Source organism: Sphingomonas sp. PSPC2-2 (genome assembly GCF_049897725.1).
Taxonomy (GTDB): Bacteria; Pseudomonadota; Alphaproteobacteria; order Sphingomonadales; family Sphingomonadaceae; genus Sphingomonas.
The window spans coordinates 59,360-83,489 of sequence record NZ_JAFCWU010000003.1 but is presented as its reverse complement, the minus strand read 5'-3'; the positions used below and the strand labels follow the sequence as shown (position 1 = coordinate 83,489).

The following is a 24,130-nucleotide window of genomic DNA, read 5'->3' as shown; positions in this document are numbered from 1 at the left end:
GCCGCTCATATACAGCGCGAATCGCGTTCCGGCGGGGCGGCGGTGCGCGTTTTCCAAACGCCGTCGGGGCCTTTATATTTCTCGCCTGGCGCGGTCTTCAGGATCAAATTGCACCCGCTGGTAAAGGCGAACTGCTCGACCGTGGCACCCGACGCCGCGCTTTGCTGGGTATACGCCGCCTTGCGCTGGATGTTGATGTTGTTGACCAGCGCGCGCACCGCCGGGCTCGCGCTGCCGACCACGCCGAGATAGCCATCGGGCTGCTCGCCCACTTCGCCCGCCGCGCGCGCCGCCTGATAGGCCGGATCACGCTGGGCAACGGCCGCAGACGCACCGCCGACCAGCAGGAGCGTCGCGATCGATATCTTGAGCCTGTTCATCAGAAAATCCCCGGTTGCGACTGAATCAAATTCTTGGCCTGGCCATCAAGACGATAGACCACTTCCTGCGTCACGCTGATGTTGAGATTGATGACGATCGGTTTGTCGGGCGCGGTCACATTAACGCATGCCGTCTGGGCAAGACAGAGCGCGCACAGGCCCAGGATCGTCAGTCTCTTCATTACACTGTTGCTCGGCCGGTCCTTCATCATCGTCAATGCTGTTTCGGTCATGGCACGGTCCTGCTGTCGGAGGGCTGAATGGGGGTGGCGGGCGTCGGCGGCACCGCGCGTTTATTTTGTTCTTCCAGCAGGGTCGGCAAATTGCGTTCGACCAGCCGCTTGGGATCATAGAAATTCTGCACCGAATCGGCGAGCTGGCGGAACGGTGCGGAAATCCTGAGGTTGAACACGATCGGCAGCTTCTGCAGCCGGTCGAACAGGAAATTGCGCTTGGCGCCCGCGCCTTGCGCAATCCCGGCGAAACGCACTTGCGTGATCACCTCGCCCGCCAGCGGACCGTTCATGACGATGTCGAGATTGCGATAGCGCAGCGATTTCAGCGACTGGAACGCGAAATTCCCCCAAAAGCCGAGGTCTTTCTGCGTCACTTCGCCGACATAGGCGATCGTGCCGCCGCCGGGGTGCACCACCAGATTGCCGTTTTCGATCCGCCCGCCGCGCGCATCGAACACCATCGGCAGCGCGCCGTCGAAAATGCCCGTCGCGTTCAAATTCTTGAAGTCGAATTGCTGGAGAAACTGGTCGGCCTGCACGCCCGTCACGCGGAAGGTCAAATGGCGTTCCTGCGCCTCGTCGAAATCGAGGAGGGTCGGTTCGAGCGACAGGCGACCGCCGGCAAAGGGCCATACGCCCTGCTCGACCCGCACCCGCGCGCCCGGCAGCAACTGATAGCGAACCACGCCGTCATTGACCGCAACGCCCGGGTTGAGGCTTTTGATCGTCGCGACCTGCCCAGGCGCGCTCTCGAGATTGAGCAGATCGGTAAAGCGGATTTCCCCGGCAATGCCGCTCGCCGGGCCAAAAGCGGCGGCCAGATTGATGCCCCCGGTGCGGAACACGCCGTCGCTCGTCACGGCTTGCGGTGTCCAGCGAATATGCCCCTCTCCGCTGGTCGCACCCACGACATTGGCGATGACGCCAAAGGTCAGCGGGGTGAGGTGATCGGGCTGGAAATGCTCGTCGAAGGTGATGCCCGGGACGATCAGATCGGCGCGGCCCGTTCCTGTGCCGAGATCGTGCGCGATGGTGACATCGGCCACTTTCACGCCCTGCTTCGGTTCGAACAGCGTGCCAGTGGCGACAATGTGGTTGTCGGCCAGCGTCACGGCCGCGCCGCGCACCGCCATAGGGTGGAACCGCGGACTGGCGGCACTGTCCGCCACCGCGAGTCCACCCGCCAGCGACAGCTTGCCCTCGGCAAAGCGCCAATTGCCATTGGCGGCCGACAGGAGCAGCGGGACGCTGCCGATTTGTCCCGCTGCTCCGTCAAAGCTGCCCTGCGGGCGACTGGCGGCAAACGCCCCGGCCAATCGCGCCACATCGAGCCGGGTGATCCGCTCTGCCGTCCCGACCCGCACACCAAGCCCCGCCAGCACGAAGCGACGGTCTTCCAAACTCCACTGCGCCTGCCGCATCACCAGTTCCAGCGGCGACGCGCCCAGTGTCCCAGCCAGTCGGATCGGCCCGATCCCGCCTCCGCCGCGCAACACGCCGCGCTCCAGGCGCGCCAGTCCGCCATCGCGGGGGCACAGCGTCATCGAAGACCGCCGCAAATCGATGCCCGAAAGGCGTAGTCGCGCGAACCCGAGCGGGGCACATGTGGCATTGACGGTCAAGCGGGAGCCCCCGTCCCACGTCGCCACGATCGGCAAGCGCAGCGATTCGACCCGACCGTCGCCAAGCGGCCCCGACACATCGATCCTGGTCGTGACCTGGGTCGCGCCATCGTTGCGCGCGGTGAAGGCGACAGGGGCCAACACAAGCTGCGATGTCCCGACGGCATAGGGTTTGATGATCGCTTGACCGATCAACGGGCTGCCCGCAGCATCCTGCATGACCCGAACCCGTGCCTCCGGCAAGCCGCCGCCTGCCATCTCGGCGGCACCCGCGATCCGCCATCCGCTGCGGGCCCCGCCATAGGTGATGTCAGCAGCGCCCGAGGCACGAAGGTTCACGCCCGACGCAGTCGCGAGCGCCAGTCGCGACATCCGTACCCGCCCCTGGGCACCGCCGATCGTGGCGGTTATGCGGGCATCAACACTGACGGAACGCGCCGCCGACCGTGTCGCCATCACCACCTGCGTGGCCATCGGCCCGAGCGGCGTTCCCGCGCTCGCGCTTTGCCACGAATCGAGCTGCGTCAACCGGGCGGGAGAGAGTTGCGCTGCCACCGCCCGCGCGTCGCCATCGAACGTGAAACCACCATTCGCGTACCGATAGGCTCCGGTCAGCGCGGCCTGGCGTCCGGCAACGCCGCTGGCGGCGAAAGGGCCCGAATGCAGGTCGACAGCACCCGACAGATCCTTCCCCGATCCAGCGAAGGACACTGGCCCCATGATCGTGCGCGCGCCCACACCGCTCCGCGCGACAGCCGCGATACCAAGCTGTGCCTTTCCCTTCCATCGGTCGAGCTGCCGGTTCAGCACCACGTCTAGGTCGACGGCTGCTCCCGTCGCTTGCACGCCCGCACAGTCAGCGCGTGCGGCGCGGACGGGGCCGCTGACGCTTGGCCGTGCTGCCAGCACCTGTATCGCCACATCGGCGGAAACGTCGTCCAGCCGACACCCGCCAACCGCGAGCCGCGCCGAGGTCGCGCGCAACCTCCCCGAAAAGCCATCGTCCAGCGCCCCGGATCCCGTCGTCGCCAATGCGAGCGCACCATAAGGCGTCGTCAGCGCGATGCGCGCGTCGGCAATGTCGACTCTGATGCGCGGCAGCGCGAATGCCGTACCCGCGGCTTGGGGCTGCAGTCGGTCGATGGCACCGAACGAGACCTTTCCGTCGGCCAGTCGCCCGCGCATGGCGAGATGACCGATACGGACCGCCGTAACGCCGACCCCCGAAAACCCCAGGCTGGTATCCACTTCCAGCCAGTCGGCGCGCAAATCGGGATTGGCCGGATCACCGAGGACGACATTGGTCAGGCGCTGTGTGCGCAGGCCAATTTTCTCGATCTGGTAGCGCGCGGGAACCCCGCGAGCGCGAAGCGTATCGGCAATGAAATGCTCGGCGAGCGGTTTGCGCGCCAGCCACAGCCCAAGCAAAACTGCCCCCAACGCCAAGCCGAGCGCGCCCAGAACATAGCGCCAGCGCAGCCACCGGGCGAGACGGTCACCTCCTGCTGCCGATACGCTTCCGTTCACCCGACCTCCCATAACCCGGCCATGCAACGTGCGGGCGTACCCCCCATCAACCCAGCGCGCGCGAGATCGTTGCGCGCCAGTGGGTCGGAAAAGGAAGGAGATGGCTGGATGCCCCGTGAGGATTCGAACCTCAATAGGCGGTATCAGAAACCGCAGTCTTACCATTAGACGACGGGGCAACGCCGGGGTCGCGCTCTACGGGCGAGCGCCGCGCATGTCAACCGATGGCAGAGGCGCAGCGGGGTCGCTTGCCGGTCGACCGACCATCCGCTAGGATCGCGCCCAAGCACCGAACGGCGCGCGACCCGCGCGCCGCGACGGCAGAACAGAATAAGCGAGTCACACGGCATGGGGGATCGATCGCCCGATATGCCGTACCGGCAGGTAAAGCCTGCCCGTTCGGCGCCGACCAACGGCAAACCAAGAGGCGGCACCGCACTCGTTACACGCGGGCGAGATCCACGCCACTTCGCCGCACTTGACCTTGGCACCAACAATTGCCGCCTGCTGATCGCGCGACCACAAGGCGATGGATTTGCCGTAATCGACGCTTTTTCGCGGATCGTGCGGCTGGGCGAAGGCCTGGCAAGTTCGGGACGCTTGAGCGACGCTGCGATCGAACGCACCATCGCCGCGCTGAAAATCTGCGCGGACAAATTGAAACGCCGCAACGTCACCCTGTCGCGCGCGGTGGCCACCGAGGCCTGTCGCCGCGCCAGCAACGGAGCCGAGTTCATCGCTCGCGCTTATGCCGAAACCGGGATTTTGCTCGACGTTATCACCGCCGAGGAGGAGGCGCGGCTCGCGGTGCTCGGGTGCCATGCGCTGATCGAGCCGGGCGAAGACCCTGCGCTCATTTTCGACATTGGCGGCGGATCGACCGAACTGGTTCTGGTCGACACCCGCGGCCCCGACCCGAAGGTGCTGGACTGGCACAGCGCGCCATGGGGCGTGGTCTCGTTGACCGAAAGCGCCGGCCATGGCGACGGGCCGGAGGGCCGCGCGGCCGCTTATGCCCGCATGCGCGCGCTGGTTACCGAAAGCATGGCCCCCTTTGCGGCGCGGCTGCCACGCGGCATCGCGGTGCCGCGCCTGCTCGGCACATCGGGAACCGTCACCACGCTGGCAAGCGTGCATCTCGGCCTGTCGCATTACGACCGGGCGCAAGTGGACGGTTTGATCGTCCCCGCCAGCGCCATGCGGCGCATCAGTACCGAGCTTGCGGAAATGGACTTGCGCCAGCGCGCGCAATTGCCCTGTATCGGGTCGGAACGCGCCGATCTGGTCGTCGCTGGTTGCGCCATTCTGGAAACCATTCTGGACTTGTGGCCGGCCGAACGGCTCGGCATCGCCGATCGCGGCATTCGCGAGGGCATTCTTCGACGCTTGATGGGAAATGGTGCATGAGCCGGGATGGTGGCGGCCTGAGGGTCCGCGTGAAGACGGCACGCAAGCGCACCGCGCAATCGACGCGCTGGCTCGAGCGGCAATTGAACGACCCGTATGTGAAGCGCGCCAAGGCCGACGGCTTTCGCAGCCGCGCGGCCTATAAATTGAGCGAGCTGGACGAACGCTTCGCCTTCCTGAAGGGCAAGCGCCGCGTGGTCGATCTTGGCATCGCGCCGGGTGGCTGGTCGCAAGTGGTGCGACGGCTGGTGCCCAAGGCGGCGATCGTCGGGATCGATTTGCTCCCGGTCGACCCGATCGACGGCGTCACGATATTTCAGCTCGATTTCATGGCCGATGTCGCGCCCGAGCGACTGATGGCGGCGCTCGATGGCGCGCCCGACCTTGTGCTGTCGGACATGGCGGCCAATACCGTCGGCCATCCCCAGACCGATGCCTTGCGCACGATGGGCTTGGTCGAGGCGGCTTTGGCCTTTGCCATTGACGTGCTGGAGCCCGGCGGTGCCTTTGTCGGCAAGGTCTTCGCAGGTGGTGCTGACACCGCCCTGGTGGCGGAGATGAAGCGCAATTTCGCGACGGTGAAACACGCCAAGCCCGCCGCCAGCCGCAAGGCGTCGAGCGAATGGTATGTGGTGGCGCAGGGTTTCAAGGGTCGCGCCAAGGCCGCGACGGAACCAGACGAGGCGTGATCTGGGAGACGTAAATACGGTGTGGCAAACCACGCCGTCGGACGGCAAACGCGGGAACACGCCCCGCGCTACCGCCGTCCGCCACTTGGGTGACCCGCGTCTAACGCAAAGCGTCAGGCGCGGGCGTCATACTCAGCCTTCGTAGTCCGCGCCGAGATTCTGGTTGCGCGGGGGAGCCGCTGCGGTGAGGCGCAGCGCTTCGGCTGAAGCCGCCAGCGAACCGACCGCATCGGCAACATCGTCATCGTCCATCTGGACGCGCTGCAGACCGGAGACGACCGATTCCTGCAGATGCGCGGGCTGCACCAGCTCCTCGGCGATCTCGCGCAGCGCGACGACCGGGTTCTTGTCGCGATCGCGATCTAGCAGCAATTCAGCACCACCCGAAATCTGCCGCGCGCGCTGGGCGGCGAACAGGACGAGATCGAAGCGGTTGGGAATCTTGTCGACGCAATCTTCGACAGTGACGCGCGCCATGAACGGCTTCCTTGCTTGTACGACGATAGTCGGAAAGGCGGCGATTTAGGCTGGAAGTGCGCGGGAGTCAAGGAAAGCGGGTTGCATCCCGCCAGCGGCCCCGCCAGAGCAGGCGGATGGAGAGCCCGCGCGAACAACCGACCTTCACGGTCGCTGGCAACCGCCTGACCATGCTCGATACGGGTCCGCGACGCCTCGACACGCTGATCGCGCTGATCGACGGTGCCAAACACACGCTGCGCATCCTCTACTACATCTATGTCGATGACGCGGCCGGGGCCAAGGTGCGCGGCGCGATGATCCGGGCGGCGGCGCGCGGGGTGAAGGTATCGCTGGTGGTCGACGGCCTGGGCAGCGAAGTCGCCGAGAGCCATCACTTTTTCGAACCGCTACGCGAAGCCGGCGTCGAGGTCTGTCGCTTCGTGCCGCGCTGGGGCAGGCGCTATCTATTGCGCAATCACCAGAAATTGGCGCTGGCCGATGGCGAATCCGATCAAGCGCGCGCCATTATCGGCGGCTTTAACGTCGAGGACAGCTATTTCGGGACACCCGCCGAGCAGGCATGGCGCGACCTCGGTTTGCTGGTCGAAGGGCCCGCCGCGCAGCGCATCACCGGTTATTTCGATGCGCTGGCGCGCTGGGCCAAGCGGCCCAAGCCTCCGTTGCGCGCACTGCGCCGTGCGCTGAAGACGTGGAGCGAGCCAGATGGCAGCGTGCGCTGGCTGTTCGGCGGCCCGACCCGCAGGCTGTCTCCCTGGGCGCGCGCGGTGAAGCGCGATCTCGAAGCCGCCCAGCGCGTCGATCTGATCTCCGCCTATTTCGCGCCGAGTCCGGGGATGCTGCGGCGGCTCGACGCGGCCGGGCTGCGCGGCCGGGTGCGGATCGTGCTGGCGTCCAAAAACGATCACGGTGCCGCGATTTGGGCGTCGCGCTTCACTTATGCCGGGCTGCTGCGCAAGCGCGTGCAGATCTACGAATATCAGCCGACCAAGCTGCACACCAAGCTCTTCCTGATCGACGACGTCGTCTATATCGGCTCGGCCAATTACGATATTCGCAGCCTGTTCCTGAACCTGGAAATGATGCTGCGGATCGATGACCCGGCCTTTGCCGCGCATGTCCGCGCCTATGTCGATAACGAGGTGGGTGAATCCGAGCGGATCACCGCCGAACATTATCGCGCCACCACCGGCTGGTGGACTCGCACCAAGCAGGCCGCTGCCTTTTTCGTGATGACCGTGCTCGACTATAACGTCACCAAGCGGCTCAATTTCGGGCGCGAGCGGTGAAGCGGCAAGCGCGGATCGATCGCGATTTCGCGTTGCTGTTCACCGTCATGCTGACGATCGCGGCGGGCAACACCGCGCTGCAATCGGTGCTGCCCGCGCTTGGCCGGTCGCTGCGCGTGCCCGACAGCGCGGTGGCGGCGGCATTTTCGGTATCGGCACTGCTGTGGGTGCTGGCGGCGCCGTTCTGGGCGAAGCGGTCGGACCGGCACGGACGGCGCGCGATGATCCTGCTCGGCGTCGGTGGTTTTGCCGTGTCGCTGAGCGTATGCGGCGTGTTTCTCACCGCCGGGATCAATGGCTGGATCGGCGGCACGGCGGCGTTCCTGTGCTTCATCGTCGGGCGGCTGATCTACGGCACCTTCGGCGCAGCGGCACCGCCCGCAGTCCAGGCGTTGGTCGCGGGCAATACCTCGCGCGCGCAACGCACCAAGGCGCTCACGCTGTTGGGATCGGCCTTTGGCCTTGGGACCATCCTTGGCCCCGCCATTGCCCCCTACCTGATCCTCGGGTCGCTCGGCGGGGTCGAGATCGGGCTGGCGGGCCCGGCCTTCCTGTTCGCGCTGTTCGGGCTCAGCGTGTGGATCGCGGTGCGGCAGATGCTGCCCAACGACCTGATCCCGCAGGCGGGGACGCATGGTGCGGCCAATGCCTATCCTTCGATCGGCGGGCAAAGTTCGGGTGCGAGCATCATGGCGGCGACCGAGCCGCATAGCGAGCAAGTGGGCTATGCCGACCCGCGCATTCGGGGCTGGATGATCGCGGGGCTGATCATGGGCCACGGCCAGGCGATGACGGGGCAGGCGATCGGTTTCCTCGTGATCGACCGCTTGCATCTCGCCCCGGCGCTCGCGCTGCAACCGACCGGTATCGTGCTCATGATGGGCGCGGGCGCGGCGCTGCTGGTGCAATGGGGGATCATCCCCAATCTCGATCTGCGACCGCGCGCGATGATGCTGACAGGGCTGCTGATCGCGACGCTCGGCTGCGTGCTGACCGGGCTGGCGACGTCGCTCTACAGCATCGCCTGCGCCTATGCGCTCGCCAGCGTCGGCTTCGGCTTTACGCGCCCGGCGTTTACGGCAGGGGCGTCGCTCGCGGTCGGGCATAACGCGCAAGGGGCGGTTGCGGGGAAGGTCACCTCGATCAACGGTGCGGCGTTCGTGCTGGGGCCGTCGATCGGGGTGGGGCTGTATGAAGCATGGCACCCGCTGCCCTATCTGACAGCGGGTGCCGCAATGCTGCTGCTGTTCCTCTATGCCCGCTTCACCTTGCGCGAACCGTCAGCGATCTCCCTCGCGGGGGCGCAATTGCCCCGGTGAGACGAAGCCGATTGGCTGCAGCGACGCCGCATCCTGCTTCAGCCGCGTGCTCATCGATTCATACTCACGTTCGAGCTCGGGCGTGACCGAGGCGCGCGATTCGCCCAGCGCAATCTCGAAATGCGCCATCGTCACCTGCGTGACGGCCAGCGATTCGCGCAAAGCCGTGAGCCCGGCGCGCCGCACGAGATCCTCGAGATCGGCTCCGGTGAAGCGATCGGTCCGTCGCGCGAGTTCGTCGAGATTGACGTCCTCGGCGATCGGCATCTTGGCGGTCTGGATCGCCAGGATGCGCGCGCGCCCGTCGAGGCTGGGCACGCCGACATAGATCAGTTCGTCGAAGCGGCCCGGCCGAAGCAAGGCCGGGTCGATCAGATTGGGCCGGTTGGTCGCGCCGATCACCACGACCGACTGCAATTCCTCCAGCCCATCCATCTCGGCGAGGATGGTGTTGACGACGCGTTCGGTCACTTGCGGCTCACCCAGCCCGCCGCCGCGCGCAGGCACCAGCGAATCAAGCTCATCGATGAAGATCACGCACGGTGCCACCTGCCGCGCGCGCGCGAACAATTTGGCGATTTGCTGTTCGCTCTCGCCATACCATTTGCTGAGCAGATCGGACGAGCGCGTGGCGATGAAGTTCGCCTGCGCCTCGCGCGCGACCGCTTTGGCCAACAAGGTCTTGCCGGTGCCGGGCGGACCGTAAAGCAGGAAGCCCTTGGCCGGGCGAATGCCCAGCCGCCGGAACGCATCGGGGTCCTTCAGCGGGAGTTCGACACCTTCCTTCAAGCGCATCTGCGCTGAATCGAGACCACCGACATCGTCCCAGCGGACGCGCGGTGCCTCGACCATCACTTCGCGCATCGCCGAGGGCTGCACGCGCTTCAGCGCATCGACGAAATCCTCGCGGGTCACGGCGAGCGTGTCGAGGATCTCGGGCGGGATCGTGCCCTCCGACAGGTTGAGCCGCGGCATCAGCTTGCGCACCGCCTCGATCGCCGCCTCGCGCGCGAGTGCGGCAAGATCGGCCCCGACAAAGCCATAGGTGGTGCGCGCCAGCTCATCCAGATCGACCTTGTCGCCAAGCGGCATACCACGTGTGTGGATGCCGAGAATCTCGCGACGACCGCGCTCATCCGGCACGCCGACGACGATTTCCCGGTCGAACCGACCCGGACGCCGAAGCGCCTCATCGATCGCTTCGGGGCGATTGGTCGCCGCGATCACCACGACATTGGCGCGCGCTTCCAGCCCGTCCATCAGCGTCAGCAATTGCGCGACCAGCCGCTTCTCGGCCTCACCCGACACTTGCCCGCGCTTGGGCGCGATCGAATCGATCTCGTCGATGAACACGATCGAGGGTGCCGCCTTGGCCGCTTCCTCGAACACCTGACGCAACTTGCCCTCGGATTCGCCGTACGCGGAGCCCATGATCTCGGGCCCGTTGATCAGGAAAAACTCGGCGGCGGATTCGTTGGCAACGGCGCGCGCAAGCCGCGTCTTGCCGGTGCCGGGCGGCCCGTGCAGCAACACGCCCTTGGGCGGATCGACGCCAAGACGCTGGAACAATTCGGGGTAGCGCAGCGGCAATTCGACCATTTCGCGCAACTGATCGATCGTCGGGCCCATGCCGCCAATATCGTCATAGGTAACGTCGGCGCGGCGCGCTTCCTTCGGCTCCTCATATTCGGGGCGAAGTTCAATTTCAGTATTTTCGTCCACATGCACCACGCCCTTGGGCACGGTGGAGATCACCGCGAGGCGGATTTCCTGGAGCGCATAAGCCGGCGCGCGCAGCATATTCTGCACACCGGGGGGCATGTTGTCGACGCGCTGCTGCCCTGCGGTTGCGACGACGTCGCCCTGCGTCAGCGGGCGGCCCAGGAAGGTGCGCTTCAACGCGTTGGACGAGCCCTGCAAACGCAGATTCTGCTGCGCCGGGGCAAACACCACCCGCGTCGCCGCCTTCGATTCGACACGGCGGATTTCGACGAAATCGCCCGACCCGACTCCCGCATTGGCGCGCTGAAGCCCATCGATGCGGATGATCTCAAGCCCTTCGTCCTCGGCATAAGGCGCGACCGCGCGCGCGGGGGTGGAGGATTTGCCAACGATCTCGATAACATCGCCCTCGCCAAGACCGAGCGCGGCCAGCAGCGCGCGGGGCACGTGGGCGAGCCCGCGCCCGCTATCCTCGGGACGGGCGTTAGCGACCTGCAATTTCCGAATCGGCGTCTCGACGTCCGCCATAGATCTGTTCCTCGCTTAAACCCGTCGCTGCGCAGGGCAGTCGGCCAGGTGTTGAGCGCGCGAGATAGGAACGTGGTTCCACAAATGCGAGAGCGCGGGCGAAGTCGTTACGGAAGGCGTTGATAAAACAAAAAAAGGGCCGACCCTGTGAAGGATCGGCCTTGAAAGTTTTAGGAGAGGATGCCTGAAAGGCACCCCCTATGTGCCGTGCGGCGTTCCATGTTGCAAGTGCGAAAGAACCGATTGCGATTGCGCTTTCTGCAATCGGTGCTTTTCTTTTGCAGTCGAGAAATGATAGCTTTCGAGCGAACGGTATTTTGGTGCGCTGCACAAGATAGCGCAACCATAAGGGAAGAGGCCATTCCATCATGCGGAGATTGCCGCCATTGACCGCAATCGAGGCGTTCGTGCAGGTCGCACGGACGGGGTCGATCAAGGCTGCATCGCAGGAACTCGCTTTGTCGCCGCCCGCGCTCAGCCGCCGCATCCAGGCGCTGGAGCGCTTCATCGGACGCCCGCTGTTCGAACGACGCCATCAGGCGGTGGTGCTGAACGCCGACGGCGACCGCCTGCTGCAGCAGATCGCGCCGGCGCTCGACCAATTGTCGGACGCGGTCGAAATCATGACCAGCAATACCGATGTGCTGCGCCTGCGGCTTGGCATCTTGCCGCTTTACGCGTCGCAACGGCTGTTTCCGCGCTTGCCCGAGCTGCGCGCCAAGCACCCCGAACTGCATCTTGACGTCGATACCGCGCAGCACGGCCTTGCACGACTGGGCGAAGGACTGGACGCGGTGATCGCGCTTGCGCGCGAGATCGACCCGACGCTTTATGCGCGGCGGCTGGATCGCAATCAGGTCTATGTCATCGGCGCGAAGCAGCTGCGCGAAGGCGCGGACCCGATCGTCCGCCCGGAACAGCTTGCTGGCCTGACCGCGCTGGTCCATCGCGACATGCCCGATACGTTCAGCGCCTGGCGCGCGGCAGCGGGACTGACCGACCTGGAACCACTCGCGATCGACCATTTCGATTCGGGAGCGTTGATGCTGGAGGCGGCTGCGCAAGGGCTTGGCATCGCCTTCATGCACGCCAGCCATTTCGAGGATGCGCATGACGACCGGCTGGTGCGGCTGTTCGATATTCCGGTGGAAAGCCCGTACAGCTATTGGTTCGCCTGCCGACCGCGCGCGCTGACGCAGCGGCCGGTCAAACTGTTTCACGACTGGCTGATCGACACCATCGCCGATCCGAGCGTGTAAATTTCCCTCTCCCCACTGGGGGAGAGGGTCGGGGAGAGAGGCCATCATGGGCGACAGCCCCTGATACTGCCCCTCTCCCGACCTCGCCGCGCTCGGCCACCCTCTCCCCGCAAGCGGGGAGAGGGAGATCGTTACTCGGCGCGCGCCTTCACGATCTTGCCGGGCTCGCGCGGCGGCTCGCCCTTGGGGAGCGCGTCGACATATTCCATGCCCGAGGTCACTTCGCCCCACACGGTATATTGGCCGTCGAGGAAACGCGCATCGTCGAAGCAGATGAAGAACTGGCTGTTGGCCGAGTTCGGGCTCTGCGCGCGCGCCATCGACGCGACACCGCGGACATGCGGCTCCTTCGAGAATTCGGCGGCGAGATTGGGCTTGTCCGACCCGTGCATGCCGGTGCCGGTGGGATCGCCACCCTGCGCCATGAAGCCGGGGATGACGCGGTGGAACACGACGCCGTCGTAAAAGCCGTCATTAGCCAGCTCGGCAATCCGCGCGACATGGTTGGGGGCGAGATCGCCGCGCAACTTGATCACGACATCGCCGCCTTCGCCATTTCCGGTGTCGAGCGTCAGGGTAAGGGTTTCGGGAAGTTCGGCCACGGAGGCTCTCCTGCTATTATCCGTAATGGTCCGCCGTAGCGATGCCGGGCACGGCTGGCAAATGCGCAACCGCCCCAGAGGCGGGGGTCGCGTTCGCTTGGCTTTGCGGCGGGGCAAGGCTACACCGCCATGGTCGCGTGGCTGAGGAGGTCTGACATGAGCGAGACCGACCTACCCGAAACCGACGTCGATACCGCGCAGCTCGACGAGGACGACCGGCTCAAGCCCGAATTCGTCCGCTCGATGCGGTCGAGGATGGCGATGCCGAGGGTGCGCGCGCGCTGGTCGAGCCGCTCCACCCCGCCGACATCGCCGATCTGTTCGAGCTGACCCCGCACGAACTGCGCGCCGCGCTCGCCACCGCGCTCGAAAATCTGCTCGACGGCGACGTGTTCGCCGAGATGAACGATTATGTCCGCGAGGATTTGATCGACGCGCTGTCCGCCACCCAGGTCGCCGACATCGCCTCCGAACTCGACACCGACGACGCGGTCGCGATCATCGAGGACATGGAGCCCGCCGACCAGCGCGAGGTGCTCCGCGCGCTCGACCCCGACGATCGCGCCGCGATCGAGGAGGCGCTGCGCTACCCCGAGGAATCGGCCGGTCGCTTGATGCAGCGCGAGCTGATCGCGGTGCCCGAGCATTGGTCGGTCGGCGACGTGCTCGACTATCTGCGCGGGCATGAGGAGTTGACCACCGATTTCTGGGAAATCTTCGTGGTTGACCCGGCGCACAAGCCCGTCGGCACCGTGGCCTTGTCGTGGATCCTGCGCACCCCGCACGGCATCGCCATCAGCGATGTGATGCAGCGCGAACAGACGCTGATCCCGGTCGACATGGACCAGGAAGAGGTGGCGCTCCGCTTCCAGAAATATGCGCTGATTTCGGCCGCCGTGGTCGATCCCGCCGGGCGGCTGGTCGGGATGATCACCGTCGACGACGTGGTCCACATCATTTCCGAAGAAGCCGGCGAGGACATTCTGCGCCTGTCGGGCGCGGGCGACGGCGACATTAACGAACCGATCCATTTGACCGTGCGCACGCGCATCACCTGGCTGGTGGTCAATCTCGGCACGGCGATGCTGGCGGCATCGGTGGTGGGGCTGTTCCAGGGCGAGATCGGGCGCTTCGCCTTGCTCGCGGTGCTGATGCCGATCGTGTCGGGCATGGGCGGCAATGCCGGCACGCAGACGCTGGCGGTGATGGTGCGCGCGATCGCGACCAACCAGCTGACCAGCTCCAACACCGGGCGTATGATCTACCGCGAATTCCGCATCGCCGCCGCCAATGGCGCGATGCTGGGCGCGCTGATCGGGATCGGCACCCTGCTGATCTTCGGCAACGCCAATCTGGCGATCGTGATTGCGATGGCGATGGTCATCAACAATCTGATCGCGGGGCTGTCGGGCGTCCTGATCCCGGTGACGCTCGACCGGCTCGACATCGATCCGGCGGTGTCGTCGGCGGTGTTCGTGACGATGATGACCGATGTGATGGGGTTTTTCTCGTTCCTCGGGCTCGCCACGCTGTTCGGGCTTGGCGGTTAGCGCACGCCGCCCCATTTGGCGCAGATGCCGTTGCATTTGACCAAGGTCGCGTTCGGCGCGACCAGCCTCGACCATCTCGCCGAACGCCTGCGCCAGCGCGGGGCCGAAGGGCCGGTGTTCCTCACCACGCGCTATTTGCCCAAACGGCATGAGGAAATCGCCGGGCCGGGTGCCGAAGCGGGCGGCTCGCTGTTCTGGATCATCAAGCACACGCTGGTGGCGCGCTCCCCGATCCTGCGCTTCGGCGAAGCCGAGGGCGGGCGCGTGGCGATCCATATCGACCCCGAACTGGTGCTGACCGAAGGCCGCCCCAAGCGCGCGCATCAGGGCTGGCGCTATCTTGAAGCCACCGACGCCCCCGCCGATCTCGGCGAGGGCGCGGTGGCGGGCGATGCCATTCCGGCGGCGTTGCTGGGGAAATTGTCGGCTTTGGGGTTGCTGTAGCGGCTTGAGAGGCCCGCCCTGCTATTGGCCCACCGCCGCGCCGCCACAGGTAATCGCGCCGCCCACCGCCTTGGTCTTGCATTTGGGGCTGCCGAGCACCGTCACCGCGCCCAGCCCCGTGGTCATGACATCGGCGAAATAGCGCGCGCTGGCCGTGATCGGACCCGCCCCGCCGTTGCGGATGACAATCTGGTCGGCGTGCAGCGCGGTCGCATCGATCGTGCCTGCGCCACTGGAGATGATCCGCACTTGCCCGCCGCGTCCACCCAGCGTCAGCGTGCCCGCACCGATCAGCGTTACATTGACCTGTTCGGCTTCGATCGCCGGCGCGACGATCGTGCCACCGCCCGTCAATTGCACATCGACGCGTTGCGCGCGCAGCGGGCCGGTGATGTCGAGCTTGCCGCCCCCGATCATGGTCGCGCCGCGCAAATCGGTGGTGCGCAGATAGACGACCGCGCCGCCACCCGCCGCGCTCCGGGGCGCGGCGCGGACGATCAGCGTGCCCGCCTCGACATGGACATCGACCGCGTCGGGCGCGCCCGTGATCCGTGCGCCCGGCCCGGCGCGCGTCGCCAAATGCACCTCGAACGGGCCGTGCACACGGACCCGATCGAATTGGGTGACAAAGGCCGTGCGGTCCGCCGCCTCAAGCGGGGCGGCGACGGCAAGCAGCGGCAAGGCAAGCGCGAGACGGTTCATCGCCGCCGAGCATCCCCGCTCGGGCCGCGCCATGCAAGCCCGATCAGCCGCCGCAATGCACCTCGCCCGAGCCAATCTTGGTGGTAGCGCATTTGGCGCCACGGCCAAGATCGACATCGCCCGACCCCACGATCGACACCGCCGCGCTGCCGACGACCTCGGCCCGGACATTGCCCGATCCCGCCACCGACACGGTCGCACCCCGCGCCTTCAGGCCGTTCGCCGTGACATTGCCCGATCCGGCGACATCGACGGTCAAGCGATCGACCGCGCCTTTCGCGGCGATATCGCCCGACCCGGCGATCGACAGTTTGGCGTGCGGCACTGTCAGCAACGCGATGCTGAGATTGCCCGAGCCTGCGCTGTCGCCGTCGAAATCGCCCCCCGTTACGCGATCGATCGCCAGATTGCCCGATCCCGCGATTTGTGCGGCGGCGATGCGCGGCATCGTCACGAACACCTTGACGCTCCGATGCTGGCCACCCCAACTGAAGCCGCTATTGGGCTTGCGCCCGACCCGGAGCATGTCCCCGACGCGCTCGATCTTGAGCTTGTCGAGTTCGGCGCTCGGGCCCTCGGCGCGGACCGAGAAAGCCGGGCCGACGCGCACATCGACATCATCCGATCCGCGCAGCGCGACCCCCGTGAAACCGGTGATCGCGAAGGTCCGTGCGGTACCGGTGCCCGCAGCGGAAGCGCCGGGGCCGCCATCGTCTCCATCAACCGAGCAGGCCGCCAATGGGGCAGCGGTCAACAGCAAAGCGGGGAGCAAGAGGATGGCGCGCATAAGGGTCTCCTGTGTGTTGCCGTAACAATACACCCCTGGATCGCGCGCGCAACAAAAAAGGGCGGCTGTCGCCAGCCGCCCTTTTTCGAGATTCCGTCGCCAATGCGAATCAGGCCGGGGCGGATCAGGCCGGGGCCTTGTCCTTATTGTGGATCGCGGCGGCCTTGCGCAGGATTTCGAGGATCTTTTCCTGTGCGGTCGGCTCGTCGACCTGCTCCATCGCGGCGAGTTCGCGGGCGAGACGGCTGGTCGCGCCTTCGAAGATCTGCCGCTCCGAATAGCTTTGCTCGGGCTGGTCGTCGGCGCGGAACAGATCGCGGACCACTTCGGCAATCGACACGAGGTCGCCCGAATTGATCTTGGCCTCATATTCCTGGGCGCGACGCGACCACATCGTGCGCTTGACGCGGGGCTTGCCGGTCAAGGTTTCGAGCGCTTCACGCAACGTCTTGTCGCTGGACAGCTTGCGCATGCCAACGCTTTCGGCCTTATTGGTGGGAACGCGCAGCGTCATGCGTTCCTTTTCGAAGCGCAGGACATAGAGTTCGAGTTGCATCCCGGCGATTTCCTGCCGTTGCAGTTCGATCACACGGCCAACGCCGTGCTTGGGGTAAACGACATAATCGCCGACGTCGAAGGACAGCGCCTTGGCAGCCATTCCGTAAGACCTTTCTGTGGACCGGGATTCCCGGGGCAGCGCGTCCGCAGCAGCAAGGCTGAAGAGGCGCATGCAGGGTTTTGAGTGTATACGTCTCCGTGCCGGATTTGCGCGCGACGGCGCTTCCGTACGATCCTTTTAACAGAGTCGTAATAAAATTACCAGCCAAACGTCGCTCCATGCGCGGCGTTAACGCTCAAAGGCGTGGCGGGTTGCCTATCCTGCTACCCATTTTGGGACGGATCAGTCGCCCGCGCCGGGCTCGGCCGAGAAATATTTGTCGTACTTGTCCGCCTCGCCCTTATGCTCATCGGCATCGGCGGGGGTCTGGTCGGCCTTGCGCGTGACGTTGGGCCATTGCGCGGAGAAGGTCGCGTTCAGCTCCAGCCAGGTCTCGACGTCCTTTTCGGTGTCGGGCAGGATCGCTTCGGCCGGGCATTCGGGCTCGCACACGCCGCAATCGATACATTCGCTGGGGTTGATGACGAGCATGTTCTCGCCCTCATAGAAGCAATCGACCGGGCACACCTCGACGCAATCCATGTACTTGCACTTGATGCAGGCATCGGTGACGACGTAGGTCATTGAAACACTCCCGGAGCAACGAACCGGTTGCTGCTATGCCCGAGCGCTTCCGCCGTCAACGCCTGCGCGCATGGAAGGCGCATTTTCGAGCAGGTCGACATAGCAAGCGCGGGCTTCGTCCGCCGGACCACGGCGCAGCGGCAGCGCCTCGACGCGCAACGCGCGAACGCGTCCGCCAGGGGTGACGAACGCAATGACACAGCCAATGCGCACCGGCGCGGCGGGCTTGTCGATCGCGCGGCCATCGAGCCGAACATGCCCGCTTGCCGCCATCGCCTGTGCCAGGCCGCGCGTCTTGGCGATCCGCGCGAACCACAAGAAGCGGTCGATCCGCATCATGCCCTGCGTCGCCGCCAAGCGGTTACACCGCCAGATCCGCCAAAGCGGCAAACGCCCCGGCCATGGCGGTGTCGCGCGGCGGCGGCGTGGCGCGCACCGTCGGCAGACCGCGCCAGGTCCACAAGGCCGCCGTATCGGACCCCGGGGCCGGGCGGAACCCGAACCCGGCCATCAGCCGCTCAAGCGTCGGGCGTGTCAGCCCCATCGACAAAGCGAGCGCGGAATCAAGCGCGAACGGCTTGCGACCCGACGCCCCGCGCGCGTCATGCGCGGCGCGCGCGATCCGCTCGACCAGATCGATCCGCACCGCCTGTGCTGCGACCGGGCGATAGCCGTGATCGAGCGTTGCGCCAGGGGCCCCGCGCTCCAGCACGCTCGCGCCGTCGCGCGGCCCCGCTTCCACTGCGGCACCGGCGCGCGCCGCACGCAACACGCGCCGCCAGCGCGCCGGGGCGGGCTTCAGCACACGCGCATCGAACACGTCGAGCGCGCCGATCGTCACCCCGGCCCCGCGAAAGGCCTTGCGCGCGACACCGTCCAGACCATCGAGCGACACCGCGATATCGGCGCGCGCCACCATCCCGCCACCCGCGACCAGCGCCGCTGCAACCGCGCGAGAGGCGGGGCTGGCGGCAGGATCGCGCTGCACCGAATCGAGCAGCGCCAGCCCCGGCAGCGCGCGCCGAAGCTGCCCCGACAACCAATCGCCGAGCCGCGTCGCGATACGCCCGCGCAGCTCGACCGTCAGACATTCGAGCGCTCGGTCAAGGACCACGCGCGGGCGCATCAGCGATGCACCGGGGCCGAGCGTCGCCACCGGCAAAGCGCGCCACAGCAGCGTCGGCACCGCGCCTGCGTCCATCACCACCATCAGATCGGCATCGGTCGCATCGGCCAGCGCCAGCCCCCGCCGCGTGCGCTCGTCCCCGAGGCGGCGCTCGGCGGCGGCGAGCAGCAGGCGCTTGTCGGCGGCGCGCGCATCGGCGGCGACGGTGAAGCGAAAGCCGTCGAGCCGCCCGATCGCATGATCCTCGACCAGCACTTCGCCCTCAGGCCCGATCGTCACCGGCAGCGCGCGCGGATCGGTGCCGATCTGGCGCATCAGCAAAGTGGTGCGCTTGTCGACGAAGCGCTGCGTGAGACTGGCGTGCAGCGCATCGGACAGGCGTTCCTCGACCGCGCTCGCCCGTGCCGACCAATGCGCCGGGTCGGCCAGCCAATCGGCCCGGTTGGCGATGTAAGACCAGCTGCGTGCCGCCGCGATTCGCCCGGCCAGCGTCTCGACATCGCCCGCGACATGGTCGAGCCGCGCGATTTCGGCGGCGAACCATTCGTGCGGGACATGGCCCTTGCCTTCGCTGAGATAGCCCCACAACCGCGCGACGAAGCGGGTATGCGGATCGACCCCCAATTTGCGGAAATCGGGTACGCCGCACGCCGCCCATAACCGCGCGACCATCGCCGGATGCCGCGCGCGGGCGCGCACGCCCGGCTCCTCGGCCATGCGCTTGAGCACCGCGAGATCGACCGATTGCGGGGCCGCCCACAAGGCCGGATGCTGCGGGCGCTGTTCCAGGCTTTCGATCAGCGCATCGACGCTCGAATAATCGGGCTCGCCTTGCCGCCAATAGAGCTGTTCGAGCGGCGGGAAGCGATGTTCCTCGATCGCCAGCACCTCTTCCGGCGCGAACGCCCCCGGCCCTTCCTCGACCAGCGCGCCGAAGGTGCCGTCGCGCTGATACCGCCCGGCGCGCCCGGCGATTTGCGCCATTTCAGCGATGCGCAGGCGGCGTTGGCGATGACCGTCGAATTTGTTGAGGCTGGCAAAGGCGACATGCGCCACGTCCATGTTGAGCCCCATGCCGATCGCATCGGTGGCGACCAGATAATCGACTTCGCCCGCCTGGAACATCGCGACCTGCGCATTGCGCGTGCGCGGGCTAAGCGCGCCCATCACCACCGCCGCACCGCCGCGTAAGCGCCGCAGCATCTCGGCCACGGCATAGACTTCCTCGGCGCTGAACGCGACGATCGCCGAGCGTTTGGGCAAGCGGCTGATTTTCTTGGCCCCGGCATAGGTCAACGTCGAAAAGCGCGGACGATTGATGATCTCGACCTTCGGCACCAGCGCCTTGAGCATCGGCCGCAGCGCTTCGGAGCCGAGCAGCATCGTCTCCTCCCGACCCCGTGCGCGTAAAATGCGGTCGGTGAAGACATGGCCGCGCTCTGGGTCCGCGCCCAGTTGCGCCTCGTCGAGCGCGACGAAGGCGAGATCCTTGTCGAGCGGCATCGATTCGGCGGTGCACAGGAACCAGCGCGCGTCCTTGGGCACGATCTTCTCTTCGCCGGTGATCAGCGCGACGCGATTCTCGCCCTTCAGCTTGACGACGCGGTCATAGACTTCGCGCGCCAGCAGCCGCAGCGGAAAGCCGATCATGCCGCTCGAATGGCCACACATCCGCTCGACCGCGAGATGGGTCTTGCCGGTGTTGGTCGGGCCCAACACTGCCGTAACGGGCACCGCCGCAGCGGCGCGGTCTTCGTTTCGTTGCATGACCCCTGCAACATCGCGTGCCACGGAGCCGCGCGCAACCGCTGACCGCAAGAATTATGGTAATCTAGGTTTATTCCCTTAACCATATCGAATTACGCACTTTTCCGTAAGTCCATCCCTTCGCCGCATAGACCAAACGCTTCGCCGCGCCCTGCCCATTTCAACGGCTCGGTTAATTTGACTTTAGGCTTTGCCCGGCAAAGTCCTACGCCGGATGCTGCGGGGCGGGTACTGGCGGCAGTTGGAATTTTCGGGGGCACCCTCAGCCTTGTTCTTGCGAAGCGATCATGGCCTGGAACAGGCGGGCGGCACGGCGACGATGGCATTCGGTCGCGCGATCGTCCCACAACCCGAACTGGGGCTGGTCGATCGACTGCGCGCCGCCGCGCTCCAGATCGACTGGGTGCCCGATCTCGGATCGCGAATCGGTTCGCTCGACTGGTGGCGCGGCGCGGCGACCTGCGCCGCCCTGTGCGCTAGCGCGATTGCGATCGCTCCGCCGATCGGTCGACCGTTGCTCGGCACCATGCCCAGCCCGCTTTCCGGCACCGACCGCGACGAAGCGCGCGCGCAAGCGATCGCGCCGATCGCCTGGGGTGGCGACAGCGGGCGACATATGGCGGCGAACGACCTCGTCGTCCCGCTGGCCGAAGCACCCGAACGCCCGATCGAGGATCGCACCGTCACCGTCGGACGCGGCGGCGGCTTTGGCGACATGCTGCAGCGCGCCGGCCTTTCCGAACGCGATGCGCAGGATGCCACCGCGCTGATTTCGTCCGCCGTGCCGCTCGGCGATCTGAAGCCCGGCACGCAAATCCCGATGACGCTGGGTCGGCGCCCCAACAAGACCGTCGCACGTCCGCTCGAAGCGCTGTCGGTACGTGCGCGCTTCGATCTCGAACTGACGTTGAAGCGTGTCGGCAGCGGCCTGACGCTCACCCGCCAGGCGATTGCGATCGACAATACGCCGCTGCGCATTCAGGGGCCGGTCGGGGGCAGCCTGTACCGTTCGGCGCGCGCCGCCGGTGTGCCGGTGAAGCTGGTCGAAACCTATATCAAGGCGATCGCCACCAAATTCGCGATCGGGCGGGTTTCCTCGGGCGACACCTATGATTTGGTGATCGAGCGCCAGCGCGCCGCAACCGGCGAGCAGCAGCTCGGCAATCTGCTCTTCGCCGGGCTCGATCATGGCGACAAGAAGACGCAATTGGTCAAATGGACCGACGGCACCTGGTATGAAGCCTCGGGCCAGGCCGAGCGGCAAGGCATGTTCACCATGCCGGTGTCGATGGCGCGGGTGACATCCAGCTTCGGAATGCGTTTCCACCCGCTGCTCGGCTTCACGCGGATGCACAAGGGCATCGATATCGGCACGCCGTGGGGCACACCGATCCACGCCCCCGCCGACGGCACCATCGTCTATGCCGGGCGCAGCGGCGGCTATGGCAATTTCATCAAGATGGCGCATGGCGGCAACATCGTCACGTGCTACGGCCATCTCAGCCGGTTCGCGACGCGGTCCGGGCAGCATGTCGCGCGCGGCCAGGTGATTGGCTATAGCGGCTCGAGCGGGCTGTCGACCGGCCCGCATCTCCATTGGGAAGTCATCCGCAACGGCGTCGCGGTCAACCCGCGCGGCTTCTCCTTCTCCAGCATTGCCACCCTGTCGGGCGAACAATTGCGCCAGTTCAAGGCGAAAGTGGCGAGCCTGTTGGCGGTACGCCCGGGGGCGTAACGCCCGCGTTACCGCCCCTGCGCGCGCCAGCGTTTGAGCGTCCGCGCAATAATCTCGCCCTCTCCGCCGGTTTCCCGCCACAGCCGCGAGAAAACGGGGTCGTCCGATGCGGGGCGCTTGTCTTCGGCCAGCGTATCGAAGGCGACGCGGATCGGGATCGCCACGCCCTCGCCGCAGACGATCGCCTCGCGATTGCGCAAGGCGGGGATCGAATCGAGAAATCCGCGCGCACCCTCGGGCATCGCTGCACGGACAAAGGCCTGGTCGCGATCGTTGTTGAGCCGCATCGCGATGATCGTGCCGCATTGCGACAGCACCCCCTCCGCCAGATCCGATGGCCGCTGGGTAATCAACCCCAGCGCCACGCCATATTTGCGGCCTTCCTTGGCGATGCGGCTGAGGATGCGTCCGACGCTCGAAAAATCGGCATGTTGCCCGCTCGGGATGTAGCGATGCGCCTCTTCGCAGACGAGCAGGATCGGTCGCTGCGCCTCGCCGCGCGACCAGATCGCAAAGTCGAACACCATCCGCGCCAGCACCGCCACCACCACCGAGGTAATCTCGCTCGGCACGCCCGACACATCGATGATCGAAATCGGCTTGCCGTCGCCGGGCAAGCGAAAGATCCGCTCCAGGAACGCGCCCATCGTATCGGCGACCAACATGCCCGAAAACATGAAGCCATAACGCGGATCGGCCTTGATCTCGTCGATCTTGGTCTTCAGCCGCAAATAGGGCGCGGTGTCGCCCGCCCGATCGAGCTTGCCCATTTCGAGCTGAATCAGGTTGGACAGGTCGCTCAGCAGATAGGGAACCGGGGCATCGACCGTCAGCTTGCTGATTTCCTGCCCCAGCCGCCCCTTCGCGCGCGCGCCGAGCAGGCATTTGGCGAGGATGTCGGCATCGATTTGCCGTTCCGCCCCCGATGCGGTGACGAACACCTCGCAATGTTCCTCGAAATTCATCAGCCAATAGGGCATTTGCAGGTTGGACACGTCGTAGATCGCGCCATTGCCTTTGAAGGCCGCGGCATATTCGCCGTGCGGATCGACCATCACGATATGCCCCTGCGGTGCCAGCTCGCAGATGCGGTGAAGGATCAGCGCGGCCGCCGTCGACTTGCCCGTGCCGGTCGAGCCCAGCAGCGCGAAATGTTTGCCGAGCAGGGCATCGACATACAGCGCCGCGCGGATGTCGGGCGTCGGATACACGGTGCCGATCTCGATATTCGCGCGCTCGTCGGCGGCATAGATCTGCGTCAGATCGGCGGTGGAAACCGGATAGACCGGATACCCCGGCGTCGGATAGCGCGTGACGCCGCGGCGGAAATTATACAGCTTCCCTGTCAGCTTTTCCTCATCGCCCTCGCCCAGGAAATCGACCTGCGCGGCAATACGATCCTCATGCCCGTCGACCAGTTTCAACGAGCGGACATTGGCGATCAGCCACGCGCCGCCGACGCGCACCTTGATTTGGCTGCCGACCGAACCGGCGGCGGCGATAACGGCGTCGCTATGCCCCATCGTCCCTTCGAGCGCGACGGGATCCAGCATCACCATGCTGCTCGATCCGGCAATATCGAACACCATGCCAATGCACGGTACCGCTGCGAACGGCACGGTTTGGACAAAGGCGTTTCCGCCCGGCATCTCGGTCATTCGCGGCAGCCCCTGCTTGCGTCGGGGAATTCATGCAAGGCAACCGGTAAAGATTGGATGA

At 66.0% G+C, this 24,130-nt stretch carries 20 protein-coding genes, 1 tRNA gene and 1 pseudogene; 8 read left to right on the top strand and 14 right to left on the bottom strand.

The window, feature by feature from the left end; translation table 11 throughout:
* Positions 1-5: 5 nt before the first annotated feature.
* The 4 genes from ACP7BY_RS06925 to ACP7BY_RS06910 all read right to left on the bottom strand — a co-directional run bounded on the left by ACP7BY_RS06925 (position 6) and on the right by ACP7BY_RS06910 (position 3,944).
* The gene (locus ACP7BY_RS06925) at positions 6-380 is read right to left on the bottom strand and encodes a YdbL family protein (protein ID WP_033964668.1); all 375 of its coding nucleotides are present in this window, start codon (positions 378-380) and stop codon (positions 6-8) included.
* Positions 380-613 carry a YnbE family lipoprotein gene (locus ACP7BY_RS06920; RefSeq protein WP_052192311.1) on the bottom strand — a complete coding sequence of 78 codons (234 nt, stop codon included), beginning with the start codon at positions 611-613 and terminating at the stop codon, positions 380-382. Before ACP7BY_RS06920 ends, ACP7BY_RS06925 begins: the two co-directional genes overlap by 1 nt.
* A complete protein-coding gene (locus tag ACP7BY_RS06915) occupies positions 610-3,765 on the bottom strand; it encodes an intermembrane phospholipid transport protein YdbH family protein (RefSeq protein WP_249340860.1) in 3,156 nt (1,051 codons plus the stop codon). Before ACP7BY_RS06915 ends, ACP7BY_RS06920 begins: the two co-directional genes overlap by 4 nt.
* A gap of 105 nt (positions 3,766-3,870) precedes the next feature.
* A tRNA-Gln gene (locus ACP7BY_RS06910) sits at positions 3,871-3,944 on the bottom strand.
* A gap of 169 nt (positions 3,945-4,113) precedes the next feature.
* On the opposite strand from ACP7BY_RS06910, the gene ACP7BY_RS06905 reads away from it, so the two are divergent.
* On the top strand, positions 4,114-5,172 hold the full coding sequence (locus tag ACP7BY_RS06905) for a Ppx/GppA phosphatase family protein (RefSeq protein WP_231565051.1): 1,059 nt from the start codon (positions 4,114-4,116) through the stop codon (positions 5,170-5,172).
* Entirely contained in the window at positions 5,169-5,861 is a 693-nt protein-coding gene (locus tag ACP7BY_RS06900) for an RlmE family RNA methyltransferase (protein ID WP_033964670.1), read from the top strand. The genes ACP7BY_RS06905 and ACP7BY_RS06900 overlap by 4 nt, the downstream gene beginning before the upstream one ends.
* 132 nt (positions 5,862-5,993) lie before the next feature.
* Here ACP7BY_RS06900 and rpoZ read toward each other — a convergent pair whose 3' ends face one another.
* Positions 5,994-6,338 carry a DNA-directed RNA polymerase subunit omega gene (gene rpoZ, locus ACP7BY_RS06895; RefSeq protein WP_033964671.1) on the bottom strand — a complete coding sequence of 115 codons (345 nt, stop codon included), beginning with the start codon at positions 6,336-6,338 and terminating at the stop codon, positions 5,994-5,996.
* A gap of 116 nt (positions 6,339-6,454) precedes the next feature.
* Here rpoZ and ACP7BY_RS06890 point away from each other — a divergent pair, with 116 nt between their 5' ends.
* A complete protein-coding gene (locus ACP7BY_RS06890; RefSeq protein WP_126848546.1) occupies positions 6,455-7,627 on the top strand; it encodes a phospholipase D-like domain-containing protein in 1,173 nt (390 codons plus the stop codon).
* Entirely contained in the window at positions 7,624-8,946 is a 1,323-nt protein-coding gene (locus tag ACP7BY_RS06885) for an MFS transporter (RefSeq protein ID WP_033966506.1), read from the top strand. The genes ACP7BY_RS06890 and ACP7BY_RS06885 overlap by 4 nt, the downstream gene beginning before the upstream one ends.
* Here ACP7BY_RS06885 and ACP7BY_RS06880 read toward each other — a convergent pair.
* Positions 8,908-11,196 (bottom strand): CDC48 family AAA ATPase, encoded by a 2,289-nt coding sequence (locus ACP7BY_RS06880; RefSeq protein ID WP_033966505.1) that lies wholly within the window; start codon positions 11,194-11,196, stop codon positions 8,908-8,910. The genes ACP7BY_RS06885 and ACP7BY_RS06880 overlap by 39 nt on opposite strands.
* 368 nt (positions 11,197-11,564) lie before the next feature.
* Between ACP7BY_RS06880 and ACP7BY_RS06875 the strand changes: the two genes are divergently transcribed.
* Positions 11,565-12,455 carry a LysR substrate-binding domain-containing protein gene (locus ACP7BY_RS06875; RefSeq protein WP_033966504.1) on the top strand — a complete coding sequence of 297 codons (891 nt, stop codon included), beginning with the start codon at positions 11,565-11,567 and terminating at the stop codon, positions 12,453-12,455.
* 131 nt (positions 12,456-12,586) lie between these two features.
* Here ACP7BY_RS06875 and ACP7BY_RS06870 read toward each other — a convergent pair whose 3' ends face one another.
* Positions 12,587-13,057 carry a peptidylprolyl isomerase gene (locus ACP7BY_RS06870; RefSeq protein ID WP_033967243.1) on the bottom strand — a complete coding sequence of 157 codons (471 nt, stop codon included), beginning with the start codon at positions 13,055-13,057 and terminating at the stop codon, positions 12,587-12,589.
* Between the two features lie 156 nt (positions 13,058-13,213).
* Here ACP7BY_RS06870 and mgtE point away from each other — a divergent pair.
* A pseudogene (gene mgtE, locus ACP7BY_RS06865) lies at positions 13,214-14,607 on the top strand (magnesium transporter).
* Positions 14,608-14,631: 24 nt separating this feature from the next.
* Complete coding sequence (locus ACP7BY_RS06860) at positions 14,632-15,051, top strand: DUF1489 family protein (RefSeq protein ID WP_033967242.1); 420 nt, start codon at positions 14,632-14,634, stop codon at positions 15,049-15,051.
* Positions 15,052-15,072: 21 nt separating this feature from the next.
* Here ACP7BY_RS06860 and ACP7BY_RS06855 read toward each other — a convergent pair whose 3' ends face one another.
* The 6 genes from ACP7BY_RS06855 to ACP7BY_RS06830 form a co-directional block, all read right to left on the bottom strand.
* The gene (locus ACP7BY_RS06855) at positions 15,073-15,753 is read right to left on the bottom strand and encodes a GIN domain-containing protein (protein WP_137902894.1); all 681 of its coding nucleotides are present in this window, start codon (positions 15,751-15,753) and stop codon (positions 15,073-15,075) included.
* A gap of 43 nt (positions 15,754-15,796) precedes the next feature.
* Positions 15,797-16,540 (bottom strand): head GIN domain-containing protein, encoded by a 744-nt coding sequence (locus ACP7BY_RS06850; RefSeq protein WP_033967380.1) that lies wholly within the window; start codon positions 16,538-16,540, stop codon positions 15,797-15,799.
* A gap of 124 nt (positions 16,541-16,664) precedes the next feature.
* Entirely contained in the window at positions 16,665-17,198 is a 534-nt protein-coding gene (locus ACP7BY_RS06845; protein WP_010161421.1) for a CarD family transcriptional regulator, read from the bottom strand.
* A gap of 243 nt (positions 17,199-17,441) precedes the next feature.
* On the bottom strand, positions 17,442-17,783 hold the full coding sequence (gene fdxA / locus ACP7BY_RS06840; RefSeq protein ID WP_033967381.1) for a ferredoxin FdxA: 342 nt from the start codon (positions 17,781-17,783) through the stop codon (positions 17,442-17,444).
* A gap of 33 nt (positions 17,784-17,816) precedes the next feature.
* Positions 17,817-18,119, bottom strand: a complete 303-nt coding sequence (locus ACP7BY_RS06835) for an RNA-binding S4 domain-containing protein (protein WP_033967383.1) — start codon at positions 18,117-18,119, stop codon at positions 17,817-17,819.
* A gap of 25 nt (positions 18,120-18,144) precedes the next feature.
* The gene (locus ACP7BY_RS06830) at positions 18,145-20,676 is read right to left on the bottom strand and encodes a helicase-related protein (protein ID WP_137902893.1); all 2,532 of its coding nucleotides are present in this window, start codon (positions 20,674-20,676) and stop codon (positions 18,145-18,147) included.
* A 268-nt stretch (positions 20,677-20,944) separates the two neighbouring features.
* Here ACP7BY_RS06830 and ACP7BY_RS06825 point away from each other — a divergent pair, with 268 nt between their 5' ends.
* A complete protein-coding gene (locus ACP7BY_RS06825; protein WP_137902892.1) occupies positions 20,945-22,411 on the top strand; it encodes a M23 family metallopeptidase in 1,467 nt (488 codons plus the stop codon).
* Between the two features lie 8 nt (positions 22,412-22,419).
* Here ACP7BY_RS06825 and ACP7BY_RS06820 read toward each other — a convergent pair whose 3' ends face one another.
* Positions 22,420-24,069: an ATP-binding protein gene (locus tag ACP7BY_RS06820; RefSeq protein WP_033965689.1), complete on the bottom strand. Its 1,650-nt coding sequence runs from the start codon at positions 24,067-24,069 to the stop codon at positions 22,420-22,422.
* Positions 24,070-24,130 lie beyond the last annotated feature (61 nt).

Coding starts and splice junctions, on each gene's coding strand:
- ACP7BY_RS06820 (WP_033965689.1), bottom strand. CDS start 24,069: ATGACCGAGATGCCGGGCGGAAACGCCTTTGTCCAAACCGTGCCGTTC.
- ACP7BY_RS06830 (WP_137902893.1), bottom strand. CDS start 20,676: ATGCAACGAAACGAAGACCGCGCCGCTGCGGCGGTGCCCGTTACGGCA.
- ACP7BY_RS06855 (WP_137902894.1), bottom strand. CDS start 15,753: ATGAACCGTCTCGCGCTTGCCTTGCCGCTGCTTGCCGTCGCCGCCCCG.
- ACP7BY_RS06925 (WP_033964668.1), bottom strand. CDS start 380: ATGAACAGGCTCAAGATATCGATCGCGACGCTCCTGCTGGTCGGCGGT.
- ACP7BY_RS06850 (WP_033967380.1), bottom strand. CDS start 16,540: ATGCGCGCCATCCTCTTGCTCCCCGCTTTGCTGTTGACCGCTGCCCCA.
- ACP7BY_RS06845 (WP_010161421.1), bottom strand. CDS start 17,198: ATGGCTGCCAAGGCGCTGTCCTTCGACGTCGGCGATTATGTCGTTTAC.
- ACP7BY_RS06890 (WP_126848546.1), top strand. CDS start 6,455: ATGGAGAGCCCGCGCGAACAACCGACCTTCACGGTCGCTGGCAACCGC.
- ACP7BY_RS06900 (WP_033964670.1), top strand. CDS start 5,169: ATGAGCCGGGATGGTGGCGGCCTGAGGGTCCGCGTGAAGACGGCACGC.
- ACP7BY_RS06835 (WP_033967383.1), bottom strand. CDS start 18,119: ATGCGGATCGACCGCTTCTTGTGGTTCGCGCGGATCGCCAAGACGCGC.
- ACP7BY_RS06905 (WP_231565051.1), top strand. CDS start 4,114: ATGGGGGATCGATCGCCCGATATGCCGTACCGGCAGGTAAAGCCTGCC.
- ACP7BY_RS06880 (WP_033966505.1), bottom strand. CDS start 11,196: ATGGCGGACGTCGAGACGCCGATTCGGAAATTGCAGGTCGCTAACGCC.
- fdxA (WP_033967381.1), bottom strand. CDS start 17,783: ATGACCTACGTCGTCACCGATGCCTGCATCAAGTGCAAGTACATGGAT.
- ACP7BY_RS06860 (WP_033967242.1), top strand. CDS start 14,632: ATGCCGTTGCATTTGACCAAGGTCGCGTTCGGCGCGACCAGCCTCGAC.
- rpoZ (WP_033964671.1), bottom strand. CDS start 6,338: ATGGCGCGCGTCACTGTCGAAGATTGCGTCGACAAGATTCCCAACCGC.
- ACP7BY_RS06875 (WP_033966504.1), top strand. CDS start 11,565: ATGCGGAGATTGCCGCCATTGACCGCAATCGAGGCGTTCGTGCAGGTC.
- ACP7BY_RS06920 (WP_052192311.1), bottom strand. CDS start 613: ATGACCGAAACAGCATTGACGATGATGAAGGACCGGCCGAGCAACAGT.